Source organism: Bacillus sp. AK128, from assembly GCF_053903075.1.
In genome coordinates this window covers 4,582,130-4,605,523 of record NZ_CP096379.1, presented here as the reverse complement: position 1 = coordinate 4,605,523, position 23,394 = coordinate 4,582,130, and the positions used below count along the sequence as shown (strand labels likewise).

Sequence of the window (23,394 nt, the reverse complement as noted above, 5' to 3'; positions counted from 1 at the left end):
ACATTCTTGCATACGATATTATCTAGTTTTGAGGGAATAATTTTAATCCCTTATTGTCTGGTGATGATGGCGAAGAGGATACACCCGTTCCCATTCCGAACACGGAAGTTAAGCTCTTCAGCGCCGATGGTAGTTGGGGCATTGCCCCTGTGAGAGTAGGACGTCGCCAAGCAAAGAGAAAAAGCGTAGCTATTGTAGCTGCGCTTTTTTGTTTTTTATTATAAATGACTCGCATATATGTAAAAAGAAGGTCCAGACGTTCATAAGGCTGTCATAAGTAAATAAAACTTATTGATAGTTCATAAGTAAGAAAATTAGCGCCATACAGTAATTTCTATTTTGGACAATAGCCAAAATCAGTTTTTGCGGAATTATTAAAAGAATTCGTGGAATAAAAGAAAAAATCGCGGAATTAACGTTTCTTTTCATGGAATTAACACAAAAACTGCGGAATTAGATGTATTTTTCGTGGAATTATCTAAACGTTATAGATTAGCAAGTTGTATCTCATCAGAGGTAAAACTGTAGCGCCAGTTTTAGATAGGGCATTGCCCCTGTGAGAGTAGGACGTCGCCAAGCAAAAGAGAAAAGTGTAGCAATTGTAGCTGCGCTTTTTTTGTGGTCTTTTCTAAAACGACTCTATTATCCCTGAGGAAAAAGGAGAGAATCCCGTTGATAGTCTTAAGGTTAGATCACCACACTATTCTAAACCTACTATTACAAGCATCTTGTAAACCTAGAGAATCTATTAGGATAGTTACACTTGCCCTTCATCTTAGAACACGACATTATGCCCCATTTTTCGCCACACTTTATTGAAGTAATCTACCTTTTATAGTACATAATCTACTTGCTTTAAAAAGTAAATTAACGAATCAAATTCCGCCAAAATGTCATATTAGGGCCATGTTTTCTATACGATATTTTAAACAACCAGTAGGAGGACATGGAAATGCAATTATTATTACATCATGAACTAGTTACTATAGTGGGGCGATTATTATTGGCTGTTTTATTGTGCGGAATGATCGGTCTTGAACGTGAAGTGAATCAGCATCCAGCTGGCTTTAGGACACATTTATTAGTGGGGGTGGGATCATGTCTCATGATGATTCTTTCTCTGTTTGGATTTGAATCTGTGATGGACCATGAGCATATACAGTTTGATCCGGCTCGTATTCCTTCTTATGTTATTAGTGGAATTGGATTTTTAGGAGCAGGTACTATATTAGTTAAGGATTCAACTGTACGTGGACTAACCACAGCTGCATCGATATGGGTGGTCGCAGGATTAGGGCTTATAATTGGGGCTGGTTTATATGGAGTAGCCATTATAACGACAGCCATTATCCTGATTATTTTAATAACGCTAAATAAATTTGAAAATCTTTTTTTACAAGGTAGAAGAAAAGCAACCATTGAAATAGTCTTATCCAGGGATGCTTTAGTTGATGTTATTGAATGTATTAACGGTCATATTGGGAGAATTAATAAAATTACTACCGAGGAAAGTAATAAAAATGAGATAAAAATTACGTTTGAATTAAAGGGAAGAGAGCAAATAGAGGTAATAAAGGAGCTGTATAAGATAGAAGGTGTACAAAATTTTGCTAAATTATAAGCTTATCATCATGTTTTCTTTGTTTTTTGGCTAGGATAGATGTAGGGAAAAGTGTTGTTAGTTGAAAATTATTGGTAGGCTTTATATAATATTATTAAAGTCAAAGATAGTCAAAGTCAGAAAGGGTTGGGGGTTGAGTGAGAAACATATCTGATGTTATTGAACAGTATTTAAAGCAAGTACTTGATATTAGTGGCGAAAAAGCGATTGAAATTAAGCGGAACGAAATAGCAGATAAGTTTCAATGTGTTCCTTCTCAGATTAATTATGTGATTAACACCCGTTTTACATTAGAAAGAGGATATATTGTAGAAAGTAAACGTGGTGGTGGAGGTTATATTCGCATTGTTAAAGTAGAAATTGATGACCGAACACATCTACTCGATCAAATTATTCAGCTCATAAACAAAGAGCTGACTCAAAGCAATGCTGAGGATATAATCTTAAGGCTAGTGGAAGAGGAGATTATTACCAAAAAGGAAGCAAGAATCATGTTAAGTGTTATGGATCGATCTGTTCTCTTATTAAATCTACCTCATCGTGACGAACTAAGAGCTAGATTAATGAAATCCATGTTAAGTACTTTAAAGTATAAATAAACGAGGGTCAATTTTTATGGGAGTGTGAGGAAATGGTTTGTCAGGAATGTCAGCAGAGACCTGCTACTTTGCACTTTACTAAAATAGTAAATGGTGAGAAATCAGAAATTCATATTTGTGACCATTGTGCCAAGGAGAAGGGTGATTTGTCCATGTTCTCTGAGGGTGCTGGTTTTTCATTTAATAATCTGTTAGCAGGACTTTTAAATTTTGAACATCAGCATTTTAAAAAGGATTCAACTAATGCGTTTACTCCAAAAGAGGTTATCCAGTGTGAGCGCTGTAAACTAACATTTCAGCAATTTGCGAAGGTTGGTAGGTTTGGATGCTCTCATTGTTATAAAGCGTTTCAGAATCAGCTTGATCCTGTTTTAAGGAGACTCCATAGTGGTAATACGATTCATACCGGAAAGATTCCTAAAAGGATTGGCGGGAGTATCCACATTAAAAAGCAAATTGATACATTAAGGTTAGAACTTAAGGAATTAATTGAAAGTGAAGAGTTTGAAAATGCAGCAAAATTAAGAGACCAAATTAGAGAATTAGAAGCATCACTAAGGTCGGATCAAGGGGAGGGACATTAATCATGTCACTTCAACGGTTTATAGAACAAGCAATAAGTCCATGGATGAGTCAAGATGGTCCAGATTCAGACATAGTATTAAGTAGTAGGATTAGACTTGCTAGAAATATAGAGAGGTATCCATTCCCGATTATCACTACGAATGAGGATGCCAAGGAAATTATTCAGCTGTTTGAAGAGAATTTTTTAGATAAGACATATGATGAGGTTGGAAAATTTGAATTACTAAAGATGAATGAGCTTCAACCGATTGAGAAAAGGGTATTAGTGGAGAAGCATCTAATTAGTCCGCATCTTGCTGAGGAAACCTCTTTTGGGGCCTGTCTCCTTTCAGAGAATGAAGAAATCAGTATTATGATGAATGAAGAGGATCATATACGAATTCAGTGCTTATTTCCTGGGTTACAACTAACTGAAGCACTACAAGCGGCTAATCAACTTGATGATTGGATTGAGGAGCATGTTGATTATGCATTTGATGAGAAGAGGGGCTATTTAACAAGTTGTCCAACTAATGTAGGGACTGGAATGAGGGCCTCTGTAATGATGCACCTGCCTGGTCTTGTCATCACCCAACAAATGAGCAAGATTATCCCTGCTATTAACCAACTGGGATTAGTTGTGAGAGGAATTTATGGTGAAGGTAGTGAAGCATTAGGAAATATCTTTCAGATTTCTAACCAAATCACTTTGGGGAAGACAGAGGAGGATATTGTAGAGGATCTAAAAAGTGTCGTTCATCAGCTCATTGTGCAGGAGAGATCTGCAAGAGAGGCGTTAGTGAAAACGTCAAAGATTCAATTAGAAGATCGAGTTCATCGTTCATATGGTATACTTGCTCACTCTAGAATTATAGAATCGAAGGAAGCAGCTAGATGTCTATCAGATGTTAGACTCGGGATTGATTTAGGTTTCATAAATAATGTTTCCAGTAATATACTTAATGAGTTAATGATTTTGACACAGCCTGGTTTTTTACAGCAGTACGCAGGTGGTCCTTTAAGGCCAGCTGAACGTGATATAAGAAGAGCAACCTTAATAAGAGAAAGATTAAATATGGAGAAAACTAATACATTAGAAGACGAGGGAGGCAAAACGATATGATGTTTGGACGATTTACTGAACGTGCTCAAAAGGTGTTAGCTTTGGCTCAAGAGGAAGCAGTTCGACTGGGACACAATAATATCGGAACTGAACATATATTACTTGGACTTGTCCGTGAAGGTGAAGGGATTGCAGCTAAAGCGCTTCAAGCCTTAGGGTTAAGTCCTGATAAAATTCAGCAGGAAGTAGAAACCTTGATTGGTAGAGGCCAGGATGCTTCTCAAACGATTCATTATACGCCAAGAGCCAAGAAGGTAATTGAACTTTCTATGGATGAGGCAAGAAAGCTTGGTCATTCGTATGTAGGTACCGAACATATTCTATTAGGACTCATTCGTGAAGGTGAAGGAGTAGCTGCACGGGTATTAAATAATTTAGGTGTAAGCTTAAATAAAGCTCGTCAACAGGTGTTACAGCTATTAGGTAGCAATGAATCCTCATCAGGCTCACATCAAGGAGGTGCATCTGTGCATGCTAATACTCCTACATTGGATAGTCTAGCAAGAGATCTAACAGCAATTGCTAGAGAGGGAAGTTTGGATCCCGTTATCGGAAGAAGTAAGGAAATTCAGCGTGTAATTGAGGTACTTAGTCGTCGAACGAAAAACAACCCAGTTTTAATTGGGGAGCCTGGTGTTGGTAAAACAGCAATTGCAGAAGGATTAGCCCAACAAATTATCAATAATGAAGTGCCTGAGACATTACGTGATAAGCGTGTTATGACGTTAGATATGGGTACTGTTGTAGCAGGTACTAAGTACCGTGGTGAGTTTGAGGATCGTTTGAAGAAGGTAATGGATGAAATTCGCCAGGCTGGTAATATTATTCTATTCATTGATGAGCTCCATACGTTGATTGGTGCTGGTGGTGCAGAAGGTGCAATCGATGCGTCAAATATTCTTAAGCCATCCTTAGCAAGAGGAGAGCTACAGTGTATTGGTGCTACTACTCTAGATGAGTATCGCAAGTACATTGAAAAGGATGCGGCACTAGAACGTCGTTTCCAGCCTATTCAAGTGGATGAGCCAACTCTTGATGAGTCAATCCAAATCCTAAAAGGCCTTCGTGACCGTTATGAAGCACATCATCGTGTATCGATTACAGATGAGGCTATTGCTGAGGCTGTTAAGCTATCTGATCGTTATATTACAGATCGCTTCTTACCGGATAAAGCGATTGATTTAATTGATGAAGCTGCTTCAAAGGTTCGTCTACGTTCGTATACGACTCCTCCTAATTTAAAGGAGCTTGAGAATCAGCTTGAAGAAGTAAGAAAAGAAAAGGATGCAGCTGTACAGAGTCAAGAGTTTGAAAAAGCAGCATCTTTAAGAGATACAGAACAACGTCTAAGAGAACAACTTGAAGAAACGAAGAAATCATGGAAAGAAAAGCAAGGTCAGGAAAACTCAGAGGTAACAACGGAGGATATCGCATTAGTTGTTGCTAGTTGGACTCGAATCCCGGTATCAAAGCTTGCTGAGTCTGAGACAGAGAAACTATTAAAATTAGAAGAGATTCTTCATTCTAGAGTCATTGGTCAACAAGAAGCGGTTGTGGCTGTTTCCAAGGCAGTGCGTCGTGCTAGAGCTGGCTTAAAGGATCCTAAACGTCCAATTGGATCATTCATTTTCCTAGGACCAACTGGTGTTGGTAAAACAGAGCTTGCTCGTGCACTAGCAGAAGCGATGTTTGGTGATGAGGATTCCATGATCAGAATCGATATGTCAGAATACATGGAAAAGCACTCGACTTCAAGATTAGTTGGTTCACCTCCAGGATATGTTGGATATGAAGAGGGTGGACAATTAACAGAGAAGGTTCGTCGTAAACCTTATTCTGTTGTACTACTAGATGAAGTGGAAAAAGCTCATCCAGACGTATTTAATGTTTTACTACAGGTATTAGAAGATGGGCGACTAACAGATTCAAAAGGTCGTACGGTTGACTTTAGAAATACAATTGTCATTATGACTTCCAATGTTGGTGCTGATACATTAAAACGTAATAAGTATGTCGGTTTCAATGTTCAGGATGAAGGACAGGATTATAAGGATATGAAGGGTAAGGTAATGGGTGAACTTAAGAAAGCCTTCCGTCCGGAGTTCTTAAACCGTATTGATGAAATAATCGTTTTCCATTCATTAGAAAAGAAACATTTACGAGAGATTGTTTCCCTAATGACAGAGCAATTAACGAAGCGGTTAACTGAACAATACATCGATTTAGTCGTAACAGATGCTGCTTTGGATAAGCTCGCTGAGGAAGGTAATGACCTAGAATATGGTGCACGTCCATTAAGAAGAAGCATTCAGAAAAACGTAGAAGACCGTTTGTCTGAAGAATTGTTAAAGGGCGCAATTGAAAAAGGTCAAAAGGTAGAATTAAGTGTAGAAGACAATGAGTTTGTTGTGAAGCAAGTGGAGAAATCCACTACATTGTAAGAGGGCTAGTATAGCCCTCTCTTTTTTTCATTTATGCCTTTCATTCACTCTCAAATCATACGGTTAAATGGATAAAAGTACATTATGATATCATAAATTAAAGAATAGATTGGTAAGGTATAGAAAGGGAGAAATTATGGCGAAGAGAAAAACAAAATTTACTTGCCAAGCATGCGGTTATGAATCACCCAAATGGATGGGGAAATGTCCAGGTTGTGGGGCATGGAATACATTTACCGAAGAGTTAGAGCCAAGTAAGTCTGGTAGAAAGCTAACCTTTACAGCATCGGCTAATGAGGGAATGTCCAAGGCAATTAAGCTAAAGGATGTTGAAACGATTCAAGAGCCAAGAATTAAAACGGATATAACTGAGTTTAATCGTGTATTAGGTGGTGGAATTGTCCGTGGTTCACTCGTTTTAATTGGTGGAGATCCTGGAATCGGTAAATCAACACTCCTTTTACAAATTTCCTCCTATTTAGCTTCTAATCAAAGCGTTCTATATATATCAGGAGAAGAATCAGTAAAGCAAACTAAATTAAGAGCAGAACGATTACACGTTTCCTCTGATTCCTTATACGTTTTAGCTGAAACAGATCTAGAGTTAATCACGAAATCGATTGAGGATACGAATCCATCCTTTGTTGTAGTCGATTCCATTCAAACTATTTACCATCCAGAGGTCCAATCTGCACCAGGTAGTGTTTCTCAAGTAAGAGAGTGTACTTCAGAGCTTATGCGAATTGCCAAAACAAAGGGAATAGCGATATTTATTGTAGGTCATGTTACAAAAGAAGGAGCCATTGCAGGGCCTCGTTTGTTAGAGCATATGGTGGATACAGTCCTTTACTTTGAAGGAGAAAGACATCACTCTTACCGAATCCTCCGTGCGGTAAAAAACCGCTTTGGTTCAACCAATGAAATGGGAATCTTCGAGATGAAAGAGGAGGGCCTAGAAGAGGTCTTAAATCCGTCGGAAATCTTTTTAGAAGAGAGGTCCAAGGGTGCAGCTGGTTCTACGGTTGTGGCCTCCATGGAGGGCACTAGACCTGTTCTTGTTGAAATTCAAGCTCTTGTTTCTCCGACGAGCTTTGGTAACCCACGTCGAATGGCCACTGGACTAGATGTGAATCGTGTTTCTTTATTAATGGCAGTACTTGAAAAGCGGGTAGGATTGCTACTTCAAAACCAGGATGCTTATTTAAAAGTTGCAGGAGGTGTAAAGCTAGACGAACCGGCCATTGACTTGGCAGTTGCTGTCAGCATTGCCTCTAGTTTTAGGGATCAACCATCTTCAGCTACGGATATATTAATTGGAGAAGTAGGTTTAACGGGTGAAGTTAGAAGGGTATCAAGAATAGAACAAAGAGTGCAGGAAGCCGCAAAATTAGGTTTTAAACGAGCGATTATTCCTGAAAAGAATATAGGTAATTGGAACGTTCCAGCTGATATCCAGGTTGTAGGTGTTGAGCATGTAAGGCAGGCTTTGCAAATTACATTAGGAGGCTAGGTGAATGGAAGATTACAAGCAGAGAGAAAAAGACATCACAGAAATTCTTCAATTTATTGCCCCAGGTACACCAATTCGAGAAGGGATTGACAATGTATTACGAGCGAAAACAGGCGGTCTAATTGTTGTTGGTTATAATGATTATGTCCGCTCGGTTGTAGATGGAGGGTTTTCAATCAATTGTCCTTTCTCACCTGCGCAGCTGTATGAATTAGCTAAAATGGATGGAGCCATTATATTAAATGAAGCTGGTAATAAAATTCTGTTTGCTAATGCTCAGCTGATTCCAAATCCAACAATCCTCTCATCCGAAACAGGGATGAGACACCGTACTGCAGAAAGAGTGGCAAAACAGACGGGTAGCTTAGTAATTGCTATATCAGAGCGGCGTAATGTGATCACTCTCTATCAAGGTAATTTTCGCTATGCTCTAAAGGATATCGGTGTCATTTTAACAAAAGCAAATCAAGCGATACAAACATTAGAAAAATATAAGACGGTTTTAGAACAAAGTATTACCAATTTAGGTGCTTTAGAATTTGAAGATTTGGTCACACTATCAGAAGTAGTCCAGGTTCTACATCGTATTGAAATGGTACTCAGAATTAAAAATGAAATATTGAGTTATATTGATGAATTGGGGGTGGAAGGAAGGCTAATTCGTCTACAAATGACAGAGTTAATTGCTCATATTGAGGATGAAGCCGCTCTATTAATCCGTGATTATTCAAATGTGGAGAATAGCGATCCTTATCCAATTGTGAAAAGGCTACAATTACTTTCTAATACTGAACTACTAGATGATTCCATCATTTTAAAGTTACTAAAGTACTCTTCTACTACAAATATTGAAGACCCGGTAACCCCTAGAGGATATCGAATTCTTTATAAGATCCCAAGACTTCCTCTGCCAATCATTATGAACATCATCGCTACTTTTGGAGACTTTAAGAACATATTAAAAGCTTCTCCAAATGAATTAGATAAAGTAGAGGGAATTGGAGAGGTAAGGTCGAAAAAGATAAGAGAGGGTTTAAGGAGACTTCAAGAACAGCATTTTATCGATCGACAAATGTAGATGTGGATTTTCCATCATTTAGCTAGCCTTTCTATCATCTTTATGGAGTTCTTTTTACAAGTCTATGTCAAAAAGACAACATTTTTAATAAAGTCTTGTAATAATAGGTTTTAAAGAAGACAAAGTGTTTATAATGAATAAATAGGAGGTGAATGTATGATAAAACGAGTTGTGCAACTAAGCTTCTTACTTGTTGGTGGAACATTAGGAGTATTTTTTATCCCGTCCTTATTTTCATTATTAGAAGTGAATACTATTCCTTTTATGGACTCTCCTTATACTAGAGCTGGTTTAGGTGCCATTATATTTTTTATCATCACATTTTGGTTAGTAGATTATGTAGTTGAATTTATTAAGTGGATTGAAGAAGGATTAGTAAAAGCGCCTGTTGCAGAGGTGTTATTCGGAAGTTTAGGATTAATATTTGGTTTAATTGTAGCCTTCCTTATTGCGATTCCAATCAAGACGATAGAGTTTCCGTTAGTTAATACTGTCATCCCTATTCTCCTTACGCTTCTATTAGGATATTTGGGCTTCCAGGTTGGCTTTAAGAAACGCGATGAGCTTATATCACTCTTTTCCATATCCAATAAGGGAAAGAAAAAAGAGCTTGAAGAGGAAGTTGTGGTAAAAGGAGCCTTAAAAATATTAGATACAAGCGTAATCATTGATGGTCGAGTGGCAGATATTTGCCAAACAGGTTTTTTAGAGGGAACCATTGTTATTCCTCAGTTTGTTCTAGAAGAATTACAACATATTGCAGATTCCTCCGACGTTCTTAAACGAAATCGTGGGCGTCGTGGATTAGATATTTTGAATAGAATCCAAAAGGAACTAGCAATCAAGGTTGAAATTTATGAGGGTGACTTTGAGGAAATCCAAGAGGTTGATAGCAAACTGGTAAAGCTTGCGAAGTTGACATCTGGTGTTGTGGTTACGAATGATTTTAACTTAAATAAAGTATGTGAGCTTCAAAATGTAGCTGTGCTAAATATTAATGATTTAGCAAATGCCGTTAAGCCGGTTGTGCTTCCAGGTGAAGAGTTAAATGTTCAGGTTATTAAAGATGGAAAAGAATATAACCAGGGTGTCGCTTATCTAGATGATGGAACGATGATTGTAGTCGAGGATGGAAGAGACTACATTGGTAAACGTATTGATGTATTGGTTACTAGTGTTCTTCAAACATCTGCAGGTCGAATGATTTTTGCCAAGCCCAAGCTATTAGAAAAGGCTTTGTAATCTTATTACTAACATATTAAAATGAATAGTTGAGTAGAAGAGAAGAAGGTGAAAAATTCCTTCTTCTTTTCAAAATCTAAAAATGTGGGTGTAGAGTGTCGGTTACACTTTTATATGGAGGATCTATGGAGTATAAGGTTATTATTCCTGCTGCTGGTCAGGGGAAGAGGATGAAGGCTGGTAAAAATAAACAGTTCATCTTATTAGGTGAGGTTCCTGTCATTATTCATACTTTATTGGTGTTTGAACAAGATGAAGCATGCTCTGAGGTGATCCTCGTTATTAATAAGGATGAAGCGGGTTCTTTTACGGAGCTACTAGAGGAATATCATATTCAAAAAGTAAAGCATATCGTTGTAGGCGGAGAGGAACGGCAGCATAGTGTCTATAACGGCCTAAAGCAGGTGGAGCCATCTACTGAGCTTATATTGGTCCATGATGGTGCAAGGCCTTTTATAACAAAAGAAAAAATCCATTCACTTGTTCAAGAGGCTTTACTGACAGGAGCAGCTATTTTAGCAGTTCCTGTTAAGGATACAATTAAGAGAGTGATCAATGGTCGGGTAGAGGAAACGGTGGAGCGTTCGAGCTTGTGGGCTGTACAAACCCCACAGGCTTTTCGTGTTCAGGAATTGGTTGATGCCTACGAGTTTGCCTTTAAGCATAGTGTTATAGGGACAGATGATGCAAGCTTATTTGAAAAGTTAGATAGGCCTGTGAGTGTGGTAACAGGAGATTACGATAATATTAAGCTAACAACACAAGAGGATTTAATTCATGGCGAATCGATATTAAAGAAGCGAAAAGAATAAGGGGGAGTAACATGTTTCGAATTGGACAGGGTTTTGATGTACATCAATTAGGTGAGGGAGTTCCACTGATTATAGGTGGAATCACGATACCTTATGAATTGGGTTTAATAGGGCATTCTGATGCAGATGTATTGCTTCACACAATTGCAGATGCTTGTTTAGGAGCAATTGGAGAAGGGGATATTGGTAAGCATTTTCCGGATACAGATCCAGCTTTTAAAGGGGCTGATTCAGCTAAGCTTTTGTCACATGTGTGGGAATTGGTAGGAAATAAAGGATATCAGCTAACAAATGTCGATTGTACTATAATTGCACAAAAGCCTAAAATGGCACCCTATATTGAACCAATGAGAGCGAGAATTGCGGAGTTATTAAATGCTGATGCAGAGCAAGTAAATGTGAAGGCCACCACTACTGAAAAGCTAGGTTTTACGGGTAGAGGTGAGGGGATAGCAGCCCAGGCTGTTGTATTAATTCAGAAAAAAGAGAGATAGTCACTGTGAAAAAGAGATGCAAGGTATATAAACAGGTGATAAAATAAGCTTTGATTGATCAAGTATACATAAGAATGCTGTATCAAAGAGTATTGTTGATGATAGTGTGGAAGTGCTGAATTCATATACCTAAAATCAAACAACATAATCGACCCCGAATAGATATAAAAGAAAATAGGATGGTGTTGACATGATATTAAATGAAGTACGTGTAAGATATGCGCCAAGCCCAACAGGTCATTTACATGTTGGTAATGCAAGGACAGCTTTATTCAATTATTTATTTGCCAGAAATCAAAATGGAAAATTCATCATTCGAATTGAAGATACAGATCAAAAGAGAAATATTGAAGGTGGAGAAGAAAGCCAGCTGAAATATTTAAAATGGTTAGGAATCGACTGGGATGAAAGCACAGATGTAGGCGGTGAATATGGGCCTTATCGTCAATCGGAACGTACAGAAATTTATAAGAAATATTATGAAGAGCTGCTTGAAAAGGGTCTTGCATATAAATGCTACTGTTCAGAAGAAGAGCTTGAACAAGAGCGAGAAGAACAGACAGCTAGAGGAGAAACACCTCACTATTCAGGACGTCATCGTCATTTAACGGATGCAGAACGCGAAGCATTTGAAAAAGAAGGAAGACTCCCAAGTATTCGCTTCCGTGTGCCAGACGGAAAGGTATATCGCTTTAATGATATGGTGAAGGGTGATATAAGCTTTGAATCAGAGGGAATGGGTGATTTTGTTATTGTCAAAAAGGATGGCATGCCAACCTACAATTTTGCAGTAGCAGTTGATGATCATTTAATGAAAATTACTCACGTCCTAAGAGGAGAAGATCATATCTCTAATACACCGAAGCAACTGATGATCTATGAAGCGTTCAACTGGGATATTCCGACGTTTGGTCATATGACATTGATTGTTAATGATCAACGCAAAAAGCTGAGCAAACGAGATGAAAGCATTATCCAATTTATTGAACAATATGAGGAACTAGGTTATTTACCGGAAGCTTTATTTAATTTTATTGGACTATTAGGGTGGTCTCCTGGAGGGGAGGAAGAAATCTTTAGTAAGGATCAATTTATTGAAATCTTTGATCCATCAAGATTATCGAAATCTCCAGCTGTATTTGATACACAAAAGCTCGAATGGATGAATAACCAATATGTAAAAACAGTTGATATCGACACATTAGTGCAATTAGCTTTACCTCATTTAATCAAAGCTGGTAAAGTAAGTGAAACTAGAACGGCAGAGGAAGAAAGCTGGGCTAGAGATCTAATTGCTTTGTATCAGGAACAGATGAGCTATGGTGCTGAAATTGTTGAACTTTCTGAGCTTTTCTTTAAAACAGAATTAGAGTATGATGAAGAAGCAAAAGCTGTAATTGCAGAAGAGCAAGTTCCAGAAGTCATGACTGCGTTTTTATCTCATTTGAAAGAATTAGACGTATTTGGACCAGATGAGGTTAAAGCAGCCATTAAAGCAACACAAAAAGGAACAGGACAAAAAGGTAAAAACTTATTTATGCCAATTCGTGTAGCAACCACAGGCCAAACACATGGTCCTGACCTTCCAAAGGCAATTGCACTACTCGGTAAAGAGAAGGTTATCGCTAGAATTGAACAACTTATTGGTTAACAAATTTTAAATAGTGTAATATAGTAACATAAGATATCTATTTTAATAAGGCTCTTTTAGCAAAGGTTGTTACTCTTTATGCACCTTTGTTAGCATCTAAAGTTGGTTGGAGTGGAAGGTACTCGACTCCTGCGGGAGATAGAGGGAAGTGTGAGACCCCACAGGCGCAGCCGAGGAGGCTCACATCCCTCCCCGCGGAAAGCGAGTACCTGCAGCGGAAATCAACGGACCAATTTTAAAAAGGCAATACGAAAACAGCCTTAAACAATAAAAACAGAATTAATATAAACCAAAAATGTTGATGAGGAAAGTAAGTATAGGAACTGTTCTTTTTCAGAGAGAACCATCACCGGCTGAAAGTGGTTCAAGAACGCTATAACTGAAATGCACCTCTGAGTCTTCTGTCGAAATTTATAGTAGACAGAAGCGGATACTCACCGTTAATTGAGTTTTAAAGTTGAGGCAGCCTGCAGAGGAAGTCTAAACAGAGTGGAACCGCGCATCAAAGCGTCTCTGTGTGTATATACACAGAGACGCTTTTTTATTTGTAAAGTATTCCAATAAGGAAGATAAGTAATTAAAGGACTCTAGAAAACTATCTCAACTATTGCTTAAAAGGAGGGAGTCGCTTGTTTCGTTGGCTTAGAATGCTGAAAGAAGATATCCAGGTTGTATTTGAGCAAGACCCAGCAGCAAGAAGCACGATGGAAGTTGTTCTAACTTATTCTGGTCTTCACGCTATATGGGCACACCGAGTGGCCCATGCGTTTTATAAACGAAAGATGTTTTTTATAGCGAGATGTGTCTCGCAAATAAGTAGATTTTTTACAGGAATCGAGATTCATCCTGCCGCCAAAATAGGAAGACGTTTTTTTATCGATCATGGTATGGGTGTTGTAATTGGTGAGACTTGTGAAATTGGAAATAATGTAATCATCTTCCAAGGTGTTACCCTTGGAGGGACAGGAAAAGAAAAGGGAAAACGTCATCCAACCATCAAAGATCATGCGCTCATTGCAACGGGAGCGAAAGTATTAGGATCTATTACCATAGGTGAACACTCTAAAATCGGAGCGGGGTCGGTTGTGTTACATGATGTTCCAGCCAATTCAACTGCTGTCGGTATCCCAGGAAGAGTCGTAATTCAAGATGGAGTAAGAATTAAGCAGGATTTGGATCATTGTAATTTACCAGATCCGGTTGCAGATAAATTTAAGGAGTTAGAGCGGGAGATTGAGGGATTGCAAAGGGAGTTAAAACAATTAAAAGAAGGGAAGATTGAGAGTGGCTATCCAACTATATAATACACTTACTAGAAAGAAAGAGTTATTCCAACCACTTGAAGAGGGCAAGGTCAAGATGTATGTTTGTGGTCCTACGGTCTATAATTACATCCATATCGGTAATGCGAGACCTGCGATTGTATTTGATACAGTTAGACGTTATTTTGAGTATCGAGGTTATGATGTCCAGTTTATTTCAAACTTCACGGATGTGGATGATAAATTAATTAGAGTTGCAAACGAACTTGGTGAGACTGTTCCAGTCATTGCAGACCGTTTTATTGATGCCTACCATGAAGATGTATCTGCGCTTGGGTGCAAGAAGGCAGACCACCATCCAAGAGTTACGGAAAGTATGGATATTATCGTTGAGTTCATTGAAAAGCTAATTGAAAAAGGGTTTGCTTATGAATCAGAGGGTGACGTATATTTTAAGACACGTGCCTTTGATGGCTATGGTAAACTTTCTCACCAACCGATTGAGGATCTGCGCTCTGGTGCAAGGATAGAAGTGGGAGAGAAGAAGCAAGATCCATTAGATTTTGCTCTATGGAAGGATGCAAAGGATGGGGAAATTTATTGGGAGAGCCCTTGGGGGAACGGCCGCCCGGGTTGGCATATAGAATGCTCAGCGATGGCGAAGAAATACCTTGGAAATACGATTGACATTCATGCGGGTGGCCAGGATTTAACGTTTCCTCATCATGAAAATGAAATTGCCCAATCAGAAGCACTTAATGAGGAAACCTTTGCAAATTATTGGATGCATAACGGGTATATTAATATTAATAATGAAAAGATGTCAAAGTCTCTTGGTAACTTTATATTAGTTCATGACATTATTAAAACAGTAGATCCACAGGTGCTTCGATTCTTTATGTTATCGGTACATTATCGGCATCCGATTAATTTTAGCCAGGATCTAGTAGATAGTGCAAAGAATGGGTTTGAACGTATCATGACATCTTATGAAAACCTTAAGCATCGGAGTGAAACTAGTACCAATTTAACCGAGGAGAATGAGAATTGGATTCAAAAGCTAGAAGGTATTCGAGAATCCTTTAAAGTTGAGATGGACGATGATTTTAATACAGCTAATGCGATTTCTGTATTATTTGAGCTATCTAAAACAGCTAATTTATATTTAATGGAGAAAACGACTTCTGAACAGGTAATCAACCAATTCACTTCTTTATTTGAGGAAATAATGGAGGTTTTAGGATTAAATCCTGAACAGGAACAGGAATTGTTAGATGAGGAAATTGATGCGTTATTACAAGAGAGAATAGATGCTAGAAAAAATCGCAATTTCACACGTGCTGATCAGATTCGTGACGAGTTAAAAGCGATGAACATTATCCTAGAAGATACACCACAAGGTACTAGATGGAAAAGAGGATGATGGATAAGGACATTAATGCCGACTTATTAAACAGTTTAGCTTTAGCCTATATGGGTGATGCCATTTATGAAGCAAGTATTAGGCATCACCTCCTTTTAAAAGGGAGTGTGAGACCCAACCAGCTACATCGTGAAGCAACAAACTTTGTTTCTGCAAAAGCACAGGCATACATAGTCCATGAGCTATTGAATAGAAACCATGTAACAGAAGCTGAAGAGGTCATTATTAAACGTGGAAGAAATGCCAAATCAGGGACCGTTCCGAAAAATACAGATGTCCAAACATATCGGTATAGTACTGCATTTGAAGCGTTAATTGGCTATCATTATTTAACAAAGAATGATGATCGGTTAACAGAGCTTATCGAATTATCGATTCAATTAATTGAAAATAGGAAAGGAGGCAATTAAATGTCACAAGACCAAGAAATCGTAATAGGGAAAAATCCCGTACTAGAGGCATTGCGCTCTGGTAGGGATATTAATAAGATTCTGATTGCAGAAGGAGCTCTCAAGGGGCAAACCGGACAAATTATGCAGTTAGCCAAAGAATCAGGTGTGGTTGTTCAAATTGCTCCAAGAAAGAAGCTTGATCAATTATATGATGGAAACCATCAGGGAATTGTGGCCCAGGTGGCTGCTTATCAATATGCAGAATTAGATGACTTATTTGCATCTGCAAAAGAAAAGGGAGAAGATCCATTTTTTATCCTTCTAGATGAAATTGAAGATCCTCATAACTTAGGTTCCATACTAAGAACCGCGGATGCAACAGGTGCCCATGGGGTAATCATTCCTAAACGTAGAGCAGTTGGATTAACCGCAACTGTTGCGAAGGCATCAACAGGTGCAATTGAATATGTACCAGTTGTTCGGGTAACCAATATGGCAAGAACGATTGATGAATTAAAGGAAAAAGGGGTTTGGATTATCGGTACGGATGCGACAGGTACAACTGATTACCGTCAGATGGATGTAACCCTCCCAATTGGAATCGTCATTGGAAGTGAGGGTAAAGGGATGAGCCGATTAGTTCGGGATAAATGTGACTTTTTAATACGTTTACCAATGGTGGGGAAAGTGACCTCTCTAAATGCATCCGTTGCCGGGAGCTTATTAATGTTTGAGGTGCTTCGTAAGAGACAGCCTCTTGGGGAATAAGGTATATGGATGTATTGCTTGTAGATGGCTACAACATTATTGGGGCATGGCCTAAATTAAGAGAGTTAAAGCAAAAAGATCTATCAGCTGCAAGAGATTTGTTAATTGAAAAAATGGCAGAATATAAGGCAGCTTCTGGTTATCGGGTGATTGTTGTATTTGATGCACATCAGGTAAAAGGAATCGAAAAGAAAAATAAAAATTACAAAGTAGAAGTTATTTTCACTAGAGAAAATGAAACAGCCGATGAAAGAATTGAAAAATTAGCTAAACAGTTGAAAAATGTTCGTACTCAAATCCATGTGGCCACCTCAGACTACACAGAGCAATGGGTAATTTTTGGTCAAGGAGCCCTTAGGAAATCAGCGAAGGAGCTCCTAACAGAAATGAATGTAATTGAAAAGCAAATCAAAACGACACTACAGAAAAAACATGAAAAGAAACCATCCTCTAGAATTCAACTGTCGGATGAAATGGCAGAAATTTTTGAAAAATGGCGTCGAGGAGAGAGATGAACGGTTGACGCTGTCGAAAAGTCTACTGTATAATATTGCTAACTACTGTGTGAGAGTCCGGAGGGATAGGAGTGAGTTCATACCTCAAGGAAAGTGACAACATGAAGTTCGTAGAGTTAGAGGATGAGATTCTAGTTGATTATGTTCATCAGGGTGATACAGATGCCCTGGATTATTTAATCAATAAGTATCGAAATTTTGTGCGCGCTAAAGCACGCTCTTATTTCTTAATAGGAGCAGACCGTGAAGATATAATTCAAGAAGGTATGATTGGTCTCTATAAAGCGATTAGGGATTTTAAGGAGGACAAGCTCTCCTCTTTTAAAGCGTTTGCGGAGCTATGTATTACGAGACAAATTATTACGGCTATAAAAACGGCAACAAGGCAAAAGCATATACCTCTTAATTCATATGTATCATTGGACAAGCCAATTTATGATGAAGAATCAGATCGTACTCTTATGGACGTAATTTCTGGTGCTAAAATCCTAGACCCAGAAGAATTAATTATTAACCAAGAGGAATTTGATGATATTGAAGTAAAGATGGCAGAGCTCCTTAGTGACTTAGAACGGAAAGTGCTTGTACTATACCTAGATGGTCAATCCTATCAGGAAATATCAGAAGAATTGAATCGTCATGTTAAATCCATTGATAATGCCCTCCAGCGTGTGAAGCGAAAGCTTGAACGTTATTTAGAGCTAAGAGAACTCTCTTTATAAAAAGCTCTCTATTCTAAAACTTTGTTACTATCGTGACTTTAGTTTGGGTGTATAACCATTTTAATAAAAAAATTGAGTATTGATTAGAAAAGAACGACTCTCTTTATGCGAAGCAACATCCTTGGTACTAAGGGGGAATCGGGCGTTTGGGATACTTTATGCAAAGCAACATTCTAAATGAAAACATCCTTGTAAAAAAAAGGCTTGTTGACATCCAATTTCTTGCTATGATACATTTTTATAGATTAAAAAACAATTTTTTAAGCCTATAAGAGGATGCTATTAATGAGGAAAAAAGTAGTGCTAGCTTGTGAGGTATGTAGCCAACGCAATTATACAACAATGAAAAGAGCAGATCAGGCAGAGAGGCTTGAAGTAAATAAATTCTGTAAGACATGCAATACCCACACGAATCATCGCGAAACGAAATGATGGCTCTATATAGAGATGTGTGTAATATAGCTGGAGGTAATCAACATGCAACGTTTGACGAAATTTTTACGAAATGTAGTTCGTGAAATGAAGAAAGTAAGTTGGCCTAAGAGAAGAGAGCTTACTCGCTATACGATTACAGTTGTATCGACTGTAGCATTTGTAGCTGTGTTCTTCGCCGTTATTGATACGGGTATTTCTTCTTTAATTCGTTTAATACTTGAATAATATTGGTAAATTCATGGTATAATGTGGATAGACCTGAAGAAACTTGTAAAAAGCCCGTTAAACGGGTTTTTTAATTTGTCTTTTTTAAGTATGGTTTTTTCGTAAAGATTATTTTTATAACTCTATGATTTTTAGGTTCGGTTAAAAAACATGTTGGTTTTAGCAGAGTTGATTGAAGTGGAAGGATGCGAGACTCCTGCGGGAGAAGCGTGGTAAGGGAGACCCCACAGGCGAGAAGCGCCGAGGAGGATCACGAACCCGCCCGCGGAAAGCGAGTGTCCTGGAACGAAAATCAACAACAAACTTTAACAGAGCTTATAAATTTTAGAAACCAACAAATCATACGAAAGCCACCTTTAATTAAAATACACAGGCTCATAAAAAAACTCACATGCAGGATTTACATAATTAAAAGCTATTTTGATTTTTTGGGAGGGAAGGACAAGCGTCCTAACACATGGAAAAACAATGGTATGTTGTTCATACTTACTCAGGGTATGAGAATAAGGTAAAAGCAAATTTAGAAAAGCGTGTAGAATCAATGGGGATGCAAGATAAGATCTTTCGTGTCATTGTTCCAGAAGAAGAAGAAACAGAAATGAAGAATGGTAAGAAAAAGGTAACGAAGAAAAAGGTATTTCCTGGGTATGTACTTGCGGAAATTATTATGACAGATGATTCCTGGTATGTAGTTAGAAATACACCTGGTGTAACAGGATTCGTTGGTTCAGCAGGTCATGGTTCAAAGCCAACTCCTCTACAGCCTGAAGAAATTGCGTTTATTCTGAAGCGTATGGGTATGGAACAAACGAGAATCGATGTGAAGTTCGAACTAAAAGAAAGTGTTAAAGTTACAGAGGGACCTTTCACTAACTTTACAGGTTCAATTGAAGAGATTGATAAGATCAAACAAAAGGCCAAGGTTCATGTAAATATGTTCGGAAGAGAAACTCCGGTGGAGCTAGACTTCTCACAAATAGAAAAAATCTAAAAGAATAACTTGAATTTGATAATAAAAAGTGGTAATATTGCAAAGGTCAATATGTCTTCAAAAAGAAGATGGTATTAGTCAAATTCTTTTTTATAAAAGAAAGATGAGTGGGAGGGTAAAAACCCTATTACCACATCACGGACTTTAAGGAGGTGTGTCTCGTGGCTAAAAAAGTTATTAAAATTGTAAAGCTTCAAATTCCTGCAGGTAAAGCAAATCCTGCGCCACCAGTAGGTCCTGCGTTAGGTCAAGCAGGTGTGAATATCATGGGATTCTGTAAAGAATTCAATGCTCGTACTGCTGATCAAGCTGGTCTAATTATTCCTGTTGAAATTACGGTATTTGAAGACCGTTCATTTACATTTATTACAAAAACTCCACCTGCTGCTGTTCTTTTGAAAGTAGTAGCTGGTATTCAGTCAGGTTCTGGTGAGCCTAACAAGAAAAAAGTTGCTACAGTTAAGCGTGATAAGGTTCGCGAAATCGCAGAACAAAAAATGCCTGACTTAAACGCAGCAAGCGTTGAAGCTGCTATGAAAATGGTAGAAGGTACAGCGCGCAGCATGGGAATTGTTATTGAAGACTAATCCTGTGATTCTCTAATGGATGGTTAAGGTTGCGGATTATGGACAAGTCCCATTTCGCAACCTTTATTCGTGGGAGGAATATCCGTTAAAACCACAATCGAGGAGGAAAATGTAAAATGGCTAAAAGAGGTAAGAAGTATTTAGAAGCTGCTAAGCTTGTTGATCGCTCTAAAGCATATGCTGTTGCAGAAGCGATTGATCTTGTAAAAAAGACAAGTGTTGCAAAGTTTGATGCGACAGTTGAAGCTGCATTCCGTTTAGGAGTTGACCCTAAGAAAGCAGATCAACAAATCCGTGGAGCAGTAGTACTACCTAATGGTACTGGTAAGACTCAACGTGTATTAGTATTTGCTAAGGGTGAAAAGGCGAAGGAAGCTGAAGCTGCTGGAGCTGATTATGTAGGAGATGCTGACTTCATCAACAAAATCAACCAAGGTTGGTTCGAGTTTGATGTAATCGTAGCAACACCTGACATGATGGGTGAAGTTGGTAAGCTTGGTCGTGTTTTAGGACCTAAAGGTTTAATGCCAAACCCTAAAACTGGAACAGTTACATTTGATGTAACGAAAGCAGTTAATGAAATTAAAGCTGGTAAAGTTGAATATCGTGTAGATAAATCTGGTATTATTCACGTACCAGTAGGGAAAGTTTCATTTGACGATCAAAAGTTAGCTGAAAACTTCACTACTATTTATGACACGCTATTAAAGGTTAAGCCTGCTGCTGCAAAAGGAACTTACATGAAGAACGTTGCTTTAAGTTCAACAATGGGTCCTGGAGTAAAAGTAGATCCTTCAACTTTCGTAGCAATCAAAAACTAATAGTTGACTTTCAGTCTTAATGACTGTAATATATTAAATGTTGTTTAAAATAAACATTTATACCGTAGACAGTAGGTGCTTGTAATAGCTTAATTTCCTACCGAGGTGATTAGATAAAGAAGCAATCTTATTGCGTCTAACCTAACCTCCATGTCTACTTAGGGCGTGGAGGTTTTTTAATACACCCTTACAGGTCGGTATATATGTAGTAACTTACAGGAGGTGTAGAAATGAGCAGTGTAGTTGAACTCAAAAAACAAACTGTAACAGAAATTGCTGATAAGCTTCGTGAAAGCAAATCAACAATCGTTGTAGACTACCGTGGATTAACGGTTGCACAGGTAACAGAATTACGTAAGCAACTTCGTGAAGCTGGGATTGAATTTAAGGTGTATAAAAACACTTTAACTCGTCGTGCTGCTGAACAGGTTGGTCTTGAAGGGCTAAACGAATATTTAACAGGACCTAATGCAATTGCATTCGGATCTGAAGATGTTGTGGCTCCTGCAAAGATCATCAACGAATTTGCGAAAAAGAACGAAAAGCTTGAAATTAAAGCTGGTGTAATTGAAGGTAACATCGCATCACTTGAGGATGTTAAAGCTCTTGCTGAACTTCCATCTCGTGAAGGATTACTTTCTATGTTACTTAGCGTACTACAAGCTCCAATCCGCAATCTTGCTCTTGTTACAAAAGCAGTTGCAGATCAGAAAGAAGAACAAGGCGCTTAATTTAGTAGCCTAAAAAAACAAAAACATTTCTTTAAAAATAAAAGGAGGATATTCTCATGACTAAAGAACAAATCATTGAAGTAGTTAAAGGCATGACTGTTTTAGAACTTAACGACTTAGTAAAAGCAATTGAAGAAGAATTCGGAGTAACTGCTGCTGCTCCTGTAGCTGCTGCTGGTGCTGGTGCAGCTGCTGTTGAAGAAAAGACTGAATTCGACGTAATCCTTGCAAGCGCTGGTGACCAAAAGATTAAGGTTATCAAAGTTGTTCGTGAAATCACTGGTTTAGGCTTAAAAGAAGCTAAAGACCTAGTTGACAACGCTCCAAAGCCACTTAAAGAAGGCGTAGCTAAAGAAGAAGCAGAAGAAATCAAAGCTAAGCTTGAAGAAGTTGGAGCTAACGTAGAAGTTAAGTAATCATAAAATAAAAGGTAAGCTCGCTACTATAGCGAGCTTATTTTTATACGGTTAAAGAATCGCCTTAACGTTGATACTAATTGTAAAAGGGGGTGTTTTAATTGAGTGAACATTATTATTCTCAAAACCCATCGGTAGAAAGTAAACCGCAGACTTTTCGTTTTACGCTCCGTGGACATTCGTTTGTTTTTACAACAGATCAAGGTGTATTTTCAAAAAATGAAATAGATTTTGGGTCAAGGTTATTAATAGACTCTATATCTATTGCAAATGTAGAGGGTAGAATATTGGATGTTGGGTGTGGCTATGGTCCAATAGGATTAACAATAGCTAAGGAATTTCCAGATCGAACCGTTGAAATGGTAGATGTCAATGAACGAGCGCTAGCTCTAGCTGAGAAGAACGCACAAAACAATGGTGTGGAAAATGTTGAAATCTATTATAGTAATGCGCTTCAAAACGTACGGCAATCTAGTTACTCGACAATCATCACCAATCCACCGATTCGGGCTGGGAAAAAGGTAGTCCATGAAATTTTAGAAGACAGCTATCATCGTTTAGTAGAAGGTGGAGAGCTTTGGGTGGTCATTCAGAAGAAACAAGGCGCACCATCAGCGGTGGAGAAGCTAAAAACTTTAACGACTGAAGTTGAAATTGTAGATAAGAGTAAGGGGTATTTTATAATAAAAGCTACGAGAAAAAACGGTTGACGGATAATTTTACCTGTGTTAGCATTATATAATGCCAATATATTATTTTTCCTTGGTTTTTTTATGCATTTATATGTATATTAGTGGACTGTCAAGGGAAAACTAATTCAATAGGACATTATGTATAAATGTGGTTTTCTAAGTAGAAACCCTTTTTCTTTTTGTCTGACGAAATAGGTAGTTACAAGAATGGTTTAATAGTTAGTAGTATTTGATTTAGACATCATCTCAGAAGCTTCAATTGTTTCTGATGTGAAATAA

At 38.0% G+C, this 23,394-nt stretch carries 25 protein-coding genes, 1 rRNA gene and 2 other annotated features; all 26 genes read left to right on the top strand.

Going from position 1 to position 23,394, the window contains the following annotated elements:
* The first annotated feature begins 56 nt into the window (after positions 1–56).
* Positions 57–172: ribosomal RNA gene (gene rrf / locus M1D60_RS23080) — 5S ribosomal RNA — on the top strand.
* A 780-nt stretch (positions 173–952) separates the two neighbouring features.
* Complete coding sequence (locus tag M1D60_RS23075) at positions 953–1,621, top strand: MgtC/SapB family protein (RefSeq protein ID WP_456277112.1); 669 nt, start codon at positions 953–955, stop codon at positions 1,619–1,621.
* Between the two features lie 137 nt (positions 1,622–1,758).
* Positions 1,759–2,220 (top strand): CtsR family transcriptional regulator, encoded by a 462-nt coding sequence (locus M1D60_RS23070; RefSeq protein WP_456277111.1) that lies wholly within the window; start codon positions 1,759–1,761, stop codon positions 2,218–2,220.
* A 32-nt stretch (positions 2,221–2,252) separates the two neighbouring features.
* On the top strand, positions 2,253–2,804 hold the full coding sequence (locus M1D60_RS23065; protein WP_456277110.1) for a UvrB/UvrC motif-containing protein: 552 nt from the start codon (positions 2,253–2,255) through the stop codon (positions 2,802–2,804).
* Positions 2,805–2,806: 2 nt separating this feature from the next.
* Positions 2,807–3,907: a protein arginine kinase gene (locus M1D60_RS23060; RefSeq protein WP_456277109.1), complete on the top strand. Its 1,101-nt coding sequence runs from the start codon at positions 2,807–2,809 to the stop codon at positions 3,905–3,907.
* Complete coding sequence (gene clpC, locus M1D60_RS23055) at positions 3,904–6,348, top strand: ATP-dependent protease ATP-binding subunit ClpC (protein WP_456277108.1); 2,445 nt, start codon at positions 3,904–3,906, stop codon at positions 6,346–6,348. Before M1D60_RS23060 ends, clpC begins: the two co-directional genes overlap by 4 nt.
* Before the next feature lie 136 nt (positions 6,349–6,484).
* Positions 6,485–7,858: a DNA repair protein RadA gene (gene radA / locus M1D60_RS23050; RefSeq protein WP_456277107.1), complete on the top strand. Its 1,374-nt coding sequence runs from the start codon at positions 6,485–6,487 to the stop codon at positions 7,856–7,858.
* Between the two features lie 4 nt (positions 7,859–7,862).
* The gene (disA, locus tag M1D60_RS23045; RefSeq protein ID WP_456277106.1) at positions 7,863–8,936 is read left to right on the top strand and encodes a DNA integrity scanning diadenylate cyclase DisA; all 1,074 of its coding nucleotides are present in this window, start codon (positions 7,863–7,865) and stop codon (positions 8,934–8,936) included.
* Between the two features lie 156 nt (positions 8,937–9,092).
* Positions 9,093–10,178 carry a PIN domain-containing protein gene (locus tag M1D60_RS23040; RefSeq protein ID WP_456277105.1) on the top strand — a complete coding sequence of 362 codons (1,086 nt, stop codon included), beginning with the start codon at positions 9,093–9,095 and terminating at the stop codon, positions 10,176–10,178.
* Positions 10,179–10,303: 125 nt separating this feature from the next.
* Positions 10,304–10,990, top strand: coding sequence for a 2-C-methyl-D-erythritol 4-phosphate cytidylyltransferase (gene ispD / locus M1D60_RS23035; protein ID WP_456277104.1), 687 nt, complete (start codon positions 10,304–10,306; stop codon positions 10,988–10,990).
* A gap of 11 nt (positions 10,991–11,001) precedes the next feature.
* Entirely contained in the window at positions 11,002–11,484 is a 483-nt protein-coding gene (gene ispF, locus M1D60_RS23030; protein WP_456277103.1) for a 2-C-methyl-D-erythritol 2,4-cyclodiphosphate synthase, read from the top strand.
* Between the two features lie 193 nt (positions 11,485–11,677).
* Complete coding sequence (gltX, locus tag M1D60_RS23025) at positions 11,678–13,135, top strand: glutamate--tRNA ligase (protein ID WP_456279526.1); 1,458 nt, start codon at positions 11,678–11,680, stop codon at positions 13,133–13,135.
* 289 nt (positions 13,136–13,424) lie between these two features.
* Positions 13,425–13,653, top strand: a binding site (T-box leader).
* 129 nt (positions 13,654–13,782) lie between these two features.
* Positions 13,783–14,439: a serine O-acetyltransferase EpsC gene (gene epsC, locus M1D60_RS23020; protein ID WP_456279525.1), complete on the top strand. Its 657-nt coding sequence runs from the start codon at positions 13,783–13,785 to the stop codon at positions 14,437–14,439.
* On the top strand, positions 14,420–15,820 hold the full coding sequence (cysS, locus tag M1D60_RS23015) for a cysteine--tRNA ligase (RefSeq protein ID WP_456277102.1): 1,401 nt from the start codon (positions 14,420–14,422) through the stop codon (positions 15,818–15,820). The genes epsC and cysS overlap by 20 nt, the downstream gene beginning before the upstream one ends.
* Entirely contained in the window at positions 15,817–16,230 is a 414-nt protein-coding gene (locus M1D60_RS23010) for a Mini-ribonuclease 3 (protein ID WP_456277101.1), read from the top strand. The genes cysS and M1D60_RS23010 overlap by 4 nt, the downstream gene beginning before the upstream one ends.
* Positions 16,231–16,980 carry a 23S rRNA (guanosine(2251)-2'-O)-methyltransferase RlmB gene (gene rlmB, locus M1D60_RS23005; protein WP_456277100.1) on the top strand — a complete coding sequence of 250 codons (750 nt, stop codon included), beginning with the start codon at positions 16,231–16,233 and terminating at the stop codon, positions 16,978–16,980.
* Positions 16,981–16,985: 5 nt separating this feature from the next.
* Positions 16,986–17,495, top strand: coding sequence for an NYN domain-containing protein (locus M1D60_RS23000; RefSeq protein WP_456277099.1), 510 nt, complete (start codon positions 16,986–16,988; stop codon positions 17,493–17,495).
* A gap of 101 nt (positions 17,496–17,596) precedes the next feature.
* Complete coding sequence (gene sigH / locus M1D60_RS22995; protein WP_456277098.1) at positions 17,597–18,217, top strand: RNA polymerase sporulation sigma factor SigH; 621 nt, start codon at positions 17,597–17,599, stop codon at positions 18,215–18,217.
* 285 nt (positions 18,218–18,502) lie between these two features.
* Positions 18,503–18,649, top strand: a complete 147-nt coding sequence (gene rpmG, locus M1D60_RS22990; RefSeq protein WP_456277097.1) for a 50S ribosomal protein L33 — start codon at positions 18,503–18,505, stop codon at positions 18,647–18,649.
* A gap of 45 nt (positions 18,650–18,694) precedes the next feature.
* Positions 18,695–18,877 carry a preprotein translocase subunit SecE gene (gene secE, locus M1D60_RS22985; RefSeq protein WP_456277096.1) on the top strand — a complete coding sequence of 61 codons (183 nt, stop codon included), beginning with the start codon at positions 18,695–18,697 and terminating at the stop codon, positions 18,875–18,877.
* Positions 18,878–19,334: 457 nt separating this feature from the next.
* A complete protein-coding gene (nusG, locus tag M1D60_RS22980) occupies positions 19,335–19,868 on the top strand; it encodes a transcription termination/antitermination protein NusG (protein WP_456277095.1) in 534 nt (177 codons plus the stop codon).
* A 161-nt stretch (positions 19,869–20,029) separates the two neighbouring features.
* Complete coding sequence (gene rplK, locus M1D60_RS22975; RefSeq protein ID WP_163181892.1) at positions 20,030–20,455, top strand: 50S ribosomal protein L11; 426 nt, start codon at positions 20,030–20,032, stop codon at positions 20,453–20,455.
* A gap of 116 nt (positions 20,456–20,571) precedes the next feature.
* Entirely contained in the window at positions 20,572–21,276 is a 705-nt protein-coding gene (gene rplA / locus M1D60_RS22970; protein WP_456277094.1) for a 50S ribosomal protein L1, read from the top strand.
* Between the two features lie 44 nt (positions 21,277–21,320).
* Positions 21,321–21,463 (top strand) — a sequence feature (ribosomal protein L10 leader region).
* A gap of 43 nt (positions 21,464–21,506) precedes the next feature.
* Positions 21,507–22,007, top strand: a complete 501-nt coding sequence (gene rplJ / locus M1D60_RS22965; RefSeq protein ID WP_456277093.1) for a 50S ribosomal protein L10 — start codon at positions 21,507–21,509, stop codon at positions 22,005–22,007.
* A gap of 56 nt (positions 22,008–22,063) precedes the next feature.
* A complete protein-coding gene (gene rplL, locus M1D60_RS22960) occupies positions 22,064–22,423 on the top strand; it encodes a 50S ribosomal protein L7/L12 (RefSeq protein WP_456277092.1) in 360 nt (119 codons plus the stop codon).
* A gap of 101 nt (positions 22,424–22,524) precedes the next feature.
* On the top strand, positions 22,525–23,133 hold the full coding sequence (locus tag M1D60_RS22955) for a class I SAM-dependent methyltransferase (RefSeq protein ID WP_456277091.1): 609 nt from the start codon (positions 22,525–22,527) through the stop codon (positions 23,131–23,133).
* The last annotated feature ends 261 nt before the right edge of the window (positions 23,134–23,394 follow it).